Below are 8,515 nucleotides of genomic sequence, written 5' to 3' on the forward strand. Positions count from 1 at the left end.
CAATGTGTTTTACTTTTGGAAGTTCGTCGTTGTAAGCCCTGTAGCCATCCGTGTTTGCATGACTGACGACGGTAACGCTGATGGCCACTTTTGCCATAACCGTGTTTTTTCACAGGAGATGTCTGTTCACAAAAAGGGCATATTACATCAACTTTAGCCACTGTATTCCACATCCAAAACCGGACATTTCACACTGCAATCAACATATTGAATACACGACCATATTTGGCCAGTTCTATCCAGAAACATCATCAGAAAAAGACAAATTGTTGTATAAAAAAGTTATTACTAACTTTGCAAATCAAGCTTCTTTTCCGGTTTACTATTATCCATCTTTTGGGCATGGGGCAACAAATCAACCGTTACTCATTGTAAGTAAAGCAAACATTGCCTGTGTAGAAAAGTCCCGCTTTTGCAGCATAAGACAAAAGGGGCTTGAATTTTCCAATGTCGTTCCGACTCAGTGATTCTATCATTATTCCTTCTAGTTTCGGTGCACCTGTCTGTTCGTGATAGATAGGGACAATGACTCATGATAGAAAGGAAAAACGAAGAAAGCAGGAGAGCATGGAAAGGCCCCGGAAACCGGGGCCTTTGGTCAAAGATGGACGTTATATGGACACTGAGAAATTAAATACTTTTATTTTCAATACATTGCAATTTACTTTACCGCACACGAGGGTGCCTTTATTGTTTCTATCGCCAGAGCGGTATACCACCCGATCAACAGATCAATATTCCCACGTATCCGGGTCAATCCCCATCTCACGCATGATCGCCTTGGCTACCTCAGGGATTTCATCGCTGCGCTCTTTACGCAAATCGTGGTCATCCGGTAGTGGCTGGCCGGTAAATGCATGCAGAAACGCTTCACACAATAATTCACTGTTGGTTGCATGGCGCAGGTTATTGACCTGACGTCGGGTGCGCTCATCAGTCAGGATTTTCAGCACCTTAAGCGGAATAGAGACCGTGATCTTTTTAACTTGCTCGCCCTTTTTACCGTGTTCAGCGTAAGGGCTGACATACTCGCCGTTCCACTCAGCCATGGGATACCTTAAAAATATAGTCGTCAGGAAGATAAAACCGTCATGATATGAGGGTAATTCTAACGGGATTTTCGTCAATGCTCAATCTATACGCAAAGAAGTTTAGAAGTCTAGATGTATTGATGTCCGTTGAGTTTGGGATTACTCTTGAGAGCCTATACCCTGCCGCCAGTTAGGAAAATGACCATGACGCGTAAACAAGCAACGATCGCTGTTCGTAGCGGACTTAATGATGATGAACAATACGGCTGTGTAGTTCCGCCGATTCATCTCTCCAGCACCTACAACTTCACCGGTTTCAACCAGCCCAGAGCCCATGATTACTCGCGTCGCGGTAACCCGACGCATGATGTGGTGCAGCGTACGTTGGCGGAATTGGAAGGCGGTGCTGGGTCGGTAATGACCAGCAGCGGCATGTCTGCCATTTTGCTGGTGTGCACTGTGTTTCTGCGTCCTGGTGATTTGTTGGTTGCGCCTCATGATTGTTATGGCGGTAGCTACCGTTTGTTTGACAGCCTCAGTAAGCGCGGTGCATTTCGCGTAAAATTTGTCGATCAGGGGTATTCGGCCGCGCTGGCAGCGGCACTGGAAGAGAAACCCAAACTGGTGCTGGTGGAAAGCCCCAGCAACCCGTTGCTGCGTGTGGTGGATATCGCCGCCATTTGTCAGGCAGCGCGTGATGTGGGTGCGGTCAGCGTGGTGGACAACACCTTCCTGAGCCCGGCGTTGCAACGTCCGTTGGCATTGGGGGCGGATTTGGTGGTTCACTCCTGCACCAAGTATCTCAATGGCCACTCCGATGTGGTTGCTGGCACGGTGATTGCCAACGATCCTGCGGTGGTGACGGAACTGGCTTGGTGGGCGAACAATATTGGTGTGACGGGGGCGGCGTTTGACAGTTATCTGCTGCTGCGCGGATTGCGTACCCTATGCCCTCGTATGGCCGCTGCGCAGAAAAATGCGCTGCAACTGATTGATTACCTGAAAACGCAGCCGCTGGTGAAAAAGCTTTATCACCCTTCGCTGCCGAACAATCCCGGTCATGAGATTGCACGTCGTCAGCAGTCCGGTTTCGGTGCCATGTTGAGCTTTGAACTGAACGGTGATGAAGACACCCTGCGCCGTTTCCTGGGGGAGTTGGAACTGTTTACACTGGCAGAATCGCTGGGCGGCGTGGAAAGCCTGATTTCTCATGCAGCCACCATGACCCATGCGAGCATGGCACCGGAAGCGCGTGCGGCAGCAGGTATCTCCGAAACTCTGCTGCGTATTTCGGTCGGCATTGAAGACGGTGACGATCTGGTTGTCGATCTGGATCGAGCATTCCGGGTGGCAACTGAGGGAGCAGCATGAGTGCGTTAGGCGTATCAGCGGCGGTTTCTGGCCGCCAACTGCATAAATTTGGAGGCAGCAGTCTGGCAGATGTGAAGTGTTATCAACGTGTCGCGGGGATTATGGCCGAGTATAGCCGCCCCGGCGATTTGATGGTGGTGTCAGCCGCTGGCGGCACAACCAACCAACTGATTAGCTGGCTGAAACTGAGCCAGAGCGATCGTCTGTCTGCCCATCAGGTGCAGCAGGCGCTGCGTCGTTACCAAATCGATTTGATTGCCGGTTTACTGCCTGCGGATGCCGCAGAGCGGTTGACCACTCTTTTTATCCGCGATCTGGAGCGTCTGGCGGCGCTGCTGGATGGTGACGTGACCGATGCGGTTTATGCCGAAGTAGTGGGGCACGGTGAAATTTGGTCTGCGCACCTGATGGCGGCGGTACTGAACTTGAGCAACATCGATGCTAACTGGCTGGACGCCCGCGACTTTTTACGCGCTGAACGGGCTGCACAGCCGCAGGTGGACGAAGGTCGTTCCTGGCCGCTGCTGCAACAGTTGTTGACGCAGCATGCGGGGCAAAGGCTGGTGGTGACCGGTTTTATCAGCCGCAACGAGGCCGGTGAAACGGTCTTGCTGGGGCGCAACGGCAGTGACTATTCGGCGACGCAAATTGGTGCGCTGGCGGGCGTGGAGCGTGTGACCATTTGGAGCGATGTGGCCGGTGTTTACAGTGCCGATCCCCGTAAGGTGAAAGATGCCTGTTTGCTGCCTCTGCTGCGCCTTGATGAGGCCAGCGAACTGGCGCGTCTGGCGGTGCCGGTGCTGCATGCACGCACCTTGCAGCCAGTGTCAGCAAGCGATATCGATCTGCAATTACGTTGCAGTTACAACCCGGAACAAGGCTCTACGCGCATTGAACGCGTGTTAGCGTCGGGCACGGGGGCGAAGATTGTCACCAGCCACGATGACGTTTGTCTGATCGACGTGCAGATACCTACACAGCATGATTTTGCGCGCGTGCACAAAGAGATCGAACAATACGTTAGCCGTGCGCAAGTGCGTCCTCTGGCGATTGGCGTGCACGTCGATCGCAATCTGGTGCAGTTGTGTTACACCTCGGAAGTGGTGGACAGCGCCTTGCATGCATTGGAACAGGCCGGATTGCCCGTGACGTTCACGCTGCGTGAAGGATTAGCGCTGGTGGCCATGGTTGGTGCCGGCGTGTGCCGTAACCCGCTGCACAGCCACCGTTTTTATCAGCAGTTAAAAGATCAGCCCATCGAGTTTGTTTGGCAGTCCGACGATGGCATTAGCATGGTAGCGGTACTGCGCGTGGGCCCGACGGAGCATTTGATTCGTGGTTTGCATCAGTCGTTATTCCGTGCAGAAAAACGAATCGGGTTGGTACTGTTCGGCAAGGGCAATATTGGCTCCCGCTGGCTGGAGCTGTTTGCGCACGAGCAGGCGCTGATTTCGGCGCGTACCGGCTTTGAGTTTGTGCTGGCGGGCGTAGTAGACAGCACGCGTAGCCTGCTGAACTACGACGGTCTGGAAGCCAGTCGCGTGCTGGCCTTCTTTGATGATGAAGCGCAGGAGTGTGATGGGGAAGATCTCTTCCTGTGGATGCGTGCTCATCCCTACGATGACCTGGTGGTGTTGGATGTGACCGCCAGTGAAGCGGTATCAGATCTCTATCTCGATTTCGCCAGCTACGGTTTTCACGTGATCAGCGCCAATAAGATTGCGGGGGCATCCAGTGGCGATCGTTATCGCCAGATCCGCGATGCCTTTGCCAAAACTGGACGTCACTGGCTTTATAACGCTACGGTGGGTGCAGGGCTGCCGGTGAACTATGCGGTGCACGATCTGCGCGACAGCGGTGACAGCATTTTAGCCATCAGCGGAATCTTCTCCGGCACTTTGTCGTGGCTGTTCCTGCAATTTGATGGCAGCGTACCGTTCACCGAACTGGTGGATCAGGCCTGGCAACAGGGGCTGACGGAGCCGGACCCGCGCGTCGATCTTTCCGGGCAGGACGTAATGCGCAAACTGGTGATTTTAGTGCGCGAAGCGGGTTATGACATCGAACCCAATCAGGTGCGGGTGGAATCACTGGTGCCTGCTGGCAGTGAAGCGGGGTCGATCGATCAGTTTTTTGAAAATGGCGATTCGCTCAACGAGCAGATGGTACAGCGTCTGGAAGCGGCGCAGGAAATGGGGTTGGTGCTGCGTCACGTAGCGCGTTTCGATGTTAGCGGCAAAGCGCGTGTGGGCGTGGAAGCGGTGCGACCGGATCATCCGCTGGCTTCCCTGCTGCCGTGTGACAACGTCTTCGCGATCGAAAGCCGATGGTATCGCGACAACCCGCTGGTGATTCGCGGGCCGGGTGCCGGGCGCGATGTAACGGCCGGGGCGATTCAGTCGGATCTCAACCGATTGGCGCAATTGCTGTAGTAAACGCCTCTGAAACAGGGCGGCCTTTGGCCGCTCAGATTGATGACAAAACCATGTTGCCCCTCATCATCCTCGGCGAAAGCCGGGGATCTCTGTGAGAAGAAACGCGTTTCACCTGCAAGAGATTCCTGTCTGCGCGGAAATGACCGTTTTAGATATGTTTATTAGCTACCTCAGTGGCCCTCTCCGCTGAGGTGCTTTACTTGTCACTGAAATGTCATGGCGTTAACACGTCGTTGACATCATTACCCCGGACAATCGGCTGCATCGAGAGGTTTGTTTGGGTGCACAGGTGTGCAAAATAGAAGGATCGGAGATTGCCCGCCGTGTGACCCAGCTTGAAAACATGCTGGGACTGAGCGGATTGGGGTCGCGTAAACCGGCATAGCTCTCCGGCGGCCAGCGTCAGCGCGTCGCTCTGTGGTGAGCATTGGCGATACATCCAGACATCTTGCTGCTTGATGAGCCCCTCTCCAATCTGGATACCCGCATTCGCTTGCAACTGCGCGACGAGATTCGCGCTTTGCAGCAGCGTTTGGGCCTTACGGCCATTCACGTGACCCACGATCGTGAAGAAGCCATGGTGATGGCGGATCGTATCGTCATCCTGCACCAAGGACGCGTGATGCAGTCGGGCAGTCCGCAACAGGTTTACCACAACCTGGCCAGCGCCTTTATCGCGGCGTTTATGGGGGCTGAAAACCAACTGATGCTGGAAGCCTACTATGACGGCGATCGGTTGACGCTGAGTGGCGATGAGCAGGGTGCGGCGTTGCAACCCGGCACGGTGGAGGCGCGCTTTCGTGCCGAAGCCGCACAGCTCTACGATGCGACACAGGCGCCGCCTGCTGCTCCCGGCATGCTGGTGCGTCAGGGCACCGTGTTGGCGCAAAGCTATCCGGGTGGTCATTGGCAGCACACGGTTGTCAGCGGGATATGGCGGATGCAGGTGCATGCCTCTGCGCCTTATGACGTTGGTCAGCGCGTAGAGGTGCAGATCCCGGCTGAGGCGCTATTCCTGTTTCCTGCATCTGACACGCCAGCCCCGTTCGCTTCAACATCACTGGCTTGTGCTTCTCACGATTCGCTTCCCGGCCTGACTACCCAATCTTATACTGGAGCCCACTGACATGAAACGCATTTTTGCTGTAACGCTCATGATGAGCGCTTCACTTTCTGCTGCGCAGGCGCAAGAGCTGACCGTGTTGACGGCTGGCGATCAAAACATGGTCGATTATGTGAACGACTATCTGGGGCCGCTGTTTGAGTAACAGCATCCTAGCGTCAAACTCAGAGCCGTCGGCACTGGACCTGGCGATGCTGGCTCGCAGAAGATCATTGAGCGCTTTAACGCGCAGCAAGCCGCCGGCAGCAAAGTCTGGGATACCGGCGTTGCCGTGGTGCATGAAAAATTTGTCTGCCCGATGGTGAAGGAAAGCCAACTGCTGCAATACCGTGATGCGATCGTGAGTGGCAAGTTAATCACTATGGCGGCGGCAGATAAAGCGTTAGGCAGTGATGTCAAAGGCTATGTGATGCCGATGTTCAGCAGCCAAACCACACTGGCCTATAACCCGACGCTGGGTCGAACCCACCGAAAAGCTATGACGAACTGCAACAGTGGGCGGCAGCCCACCCAAAACAGTTCGGCTATAACGGCATTAAAGGAGGCGCTTCGGGCGTCAGCTTTGTGATGGGATGGGTTTACGCTTACGGTGGCGGTGCCAATAAGCTGATGAACGGCCCCTTTGAAGAAGCGGAAGTACAGAAATGGCAACCGGCTTTTGATCGCCTGAAAGCCTTCAATAAAAACGTCACCCTGACGCCGGGAAATGCGGGTACGCTGGATATGCTCAGTCGGGGTGAGATTGCCATCGGCCCAGTGTGGGTAGACATGTCCTACTCGTGGAAAGCGAACGGCCAGTTGCCGGATAACTTTAAACTTCTGCTGCCTGCACCGGGTATGCCTGGCCAGCCGATGCACTACGTGATCCCGGCACAAGCCCCCAATCGTGAACTGGCCCATCAGTTTGTCGAACTGGCGACCAGCCCGAAAGTACAGGCGCAGGGCATTGTTGAGCGCTTCAACTGGTATCCGGGTATCGATGCCAAATACGTTTAATCGGAACTGAAGCCGGAAGTCTGGCAGCGTCTGTTTACCGATATTTCACCGCAGGATCTGGCGACCAAAGGAAAAACTTTCCCCATCGCACCGTATAACGCCGCGATCCTCAATGCTTATGAGCGCGCGATGGCGCAGCAATCGCCCGCATTATTGACCTGATTTATTGATAGCATCCTTCCCGGCCTGTCTGGCCGGGAAGGGGAGAACAGCATGTTACCACTCCCTTCTTTTTCTTCTCGTCTGGCTGGTATTGCGCTGGTACTGCCTGCACTACTGGTGGTGGCGCTGTGCTTTATCGCTCCGCTCGGACTGTCCGTTTGCGGCGCCTTTGTCAGCGAGCAGGGCATCGGTGGTGCCAATTTTGTTACCGCGTTGGCGCTCTACAACCCGGATATTTTGTTTACGTTGCTGATCGTTGGCGTGTCTACGTTACTGATTGGCCTGTTTTCCGTGTTGATCGGCGGTTACTTGACGCTGGGTGAAAATCTGCGTTGGGTCGCACTGCTGCGCTGGGTTTATCGCTGGCCGCTGTTTATTCCATTTATTGTCACCGGACAGATTTTACGCACCTTTCTGGCCAAAAACGGCTGGCTAAACGGGGCATTGGATATGGTGGGCATCGTCGATATCGCCAGAGCCAGCAACTGGCTTGACTGGCGCGGTATCGTGTTTGCCTTTGTCTGGAAACAGACGCCGTTTGTGGCGCTGCTGGTATCTGGCGCAATGGCATCACTGGACCGCGGGACGATGGAGTCAGCGCACAATCTTGGCGCGGGTCGGCTGCGAATTCTGTTCGAAATTGTGGTGCCGCAGGTGTGGCACACGTTGCTGACCGGCTTGATTCTGTCTTTCGTGACCATGATGTCGGTGCTGTCGGTGCCGCTGATGATCAATGCGCAATCCCCAACGCTGCTGAGCGACAATATTGCCTTTCGTATCAACGCCTATGGTGATTACGGCGTGGCGAATGCGCTGGGTGCCATTTCGCTGCTGATGACGGGCGGTATTTGCGATTATCTATCTGCGTATCAGCATGAGGGAGAAATCATGAGGCTCATATTGGGGTGGATTGTTCCGGCGCTTATGCTGGGCGTTATGATTTTTCTCATCTTTGGTCCGTTAGCTAACTTGCTGATGTGGGCCATGGCGGAAAAATGGTTTTATCCGCACCTGTTGCCCACTGAATGGGGTTTTGCTTTTTGGCGGCGCGTATTCTCTGCGCGCAGCGTTGCCTGGGAAGCACTGTGCAATAGTGTGCTGGTGGCGATATGCACGGTGCTGGCCTCGCTGGCGCTGGCTATTCCCGCCGGGTATGCACTGGCGCGGCTGGCGTTGCCTGCGCGCGGCGTTATTCTGCTGATTTTTCTGATTCCACAAGCGTTTCCCAATCTGACGGTATACGTGAATATCGCTCAGTCGTGTATTCAATATGTTGATTGCAGTGTGAAATGTCCGGTTTTGGATGTGGAATACAGTGGCTAAAGTTGATGTAAGATGCCCGTTTTGTGAACAGACATCTCCTGTGAAAAAACACGGTTATGGCAAAAGTGGCCATC

6 protein-coding genes and 3 pseudogenes are annotated in these 8,515 nt (G+C 54.3%); 7 read left to right on the forward strand and 2 right to left on the reverse strand.

The window, feature by feature from the left end; genetic code table 11:
- Positions 1–143 (reverse strand): annotated as a pseudogene (locus tag QZ506_RS00680) (hypothetical protein); the annotation flags it as partial.
- Between QZ506_RS00680 and QZ506_RS00685 the strand changes: the two are divergent.
- Positions 81–467 (forward strand): hypothetical protein, encoded by a 387-nt coding sequence (locus tag QZ506_RS00685; RefSeq protein WP_291968346.1) that lies wholly within the window; start codon positions 81–83, stop codon positions 465–467. The pseudogene QZ506_RS00680 and the gene QZ506_RS00685 sit on opposite strands and share 63 nt — an antisense overlap.
- Positions 468–731: 264 nt before the next feature.
- Here QZ506_RS00685 and metJ read toward each other — a convergent pair whose 3' ends face one another.
- Positions 732–1,049: a met regulon transcriptional regulator MetJ gene (metJ, locus tag QZ506_RS00690; protein ID WP_291968348.1), complete on the reverse strand. Its 318-nt coding sequence runs from the start codon at positions 1,047–1,049 to the stop codon at positions 732–734.
- A gap of 186 nt (positions 1,050–1,235) precedes the next feature.
- Here metJ and metB point away from each other — a divergent pair, with 186 nt between their 5' ends.
- From metB to QZ506_RS00720, 6 genes and pseudogenes are all read left to right on the forward strand, one after another.
- Positions 1,236–2,402 (forward strand): cystathionine gamma-synthase, encoded by a 1,167-nt coding sequence (gene metB, locus QZ506_RS00695; RefSeq protein WP_291968350.1) that lies wholly within the window; start codon positions 1,236–1,238, stop codon positions 2,400–2,402.
- Positions 2,399–4,834, forward strand: a complete 2,436-nt coding sequence (locus QZ506_RS00700) for a bifunctional aspartate kinase/homoserine dehydrogenase II (RefSeq protein WP_291968352.1) — start codon at positions 2,399–2,401, stop codon at positions 4,832–4,834. The genes metB and QZ506_RS00700 overlap by 4 nt, the downstream gene beginning before the upstream one ends.
- A 430-nt stretch (positions 4,835–5,264) precedes the next feature.
- Entirely contained in the window at positions 5,265–5,963 is a 699-nt protein-coding gene (locus QZ506_RS00705) for an ABC transporter ATP-binding protein (protein ID WP_291968354.1), read from the forward strand.
- Positions 5,964–5,991: 28 nt separating this feature from the next.
- Positions 5,992–7,118, forward strand: a pseudogene (locus QZ506_RS00710) (extracellular solute-binding protein).
- Between the two features lie 51 nt (positions 7,119–7,169).
- Positions 7,170–8,441 carry an ABC transporter permease subunit gene (locus tag QZ506_RS00715; RefSeq protein ID WP_291968356.1) on the forward strand — a complete coding sequence of 424 codons (1,272 nt, stop codon included), beginning with the start codon at positions 7,170–7,172 and terminating at the stop codon, positions 8,439–8,441.
- A pseudogene (locus QZ506_RS00720) lies at positions 8,434–8,515 on the forward strand (IS1 family transposase); the annotation flags it as partial. The gene QZ506_RS00715 and the pseudogene QZ506_RS00720, both read left to right, overlap by 8 nt.

The organism is Candidatus Symbiopectobacterium sp. (assembly GCF_020054415.1).
In the GTDB taxonomy this organism is placed as follows: Bacteria; Pseudomonadota; Gammaproteobacteria; order Enterobacterales; family Enterobacteriaceae; genus Symbiopectobacterium.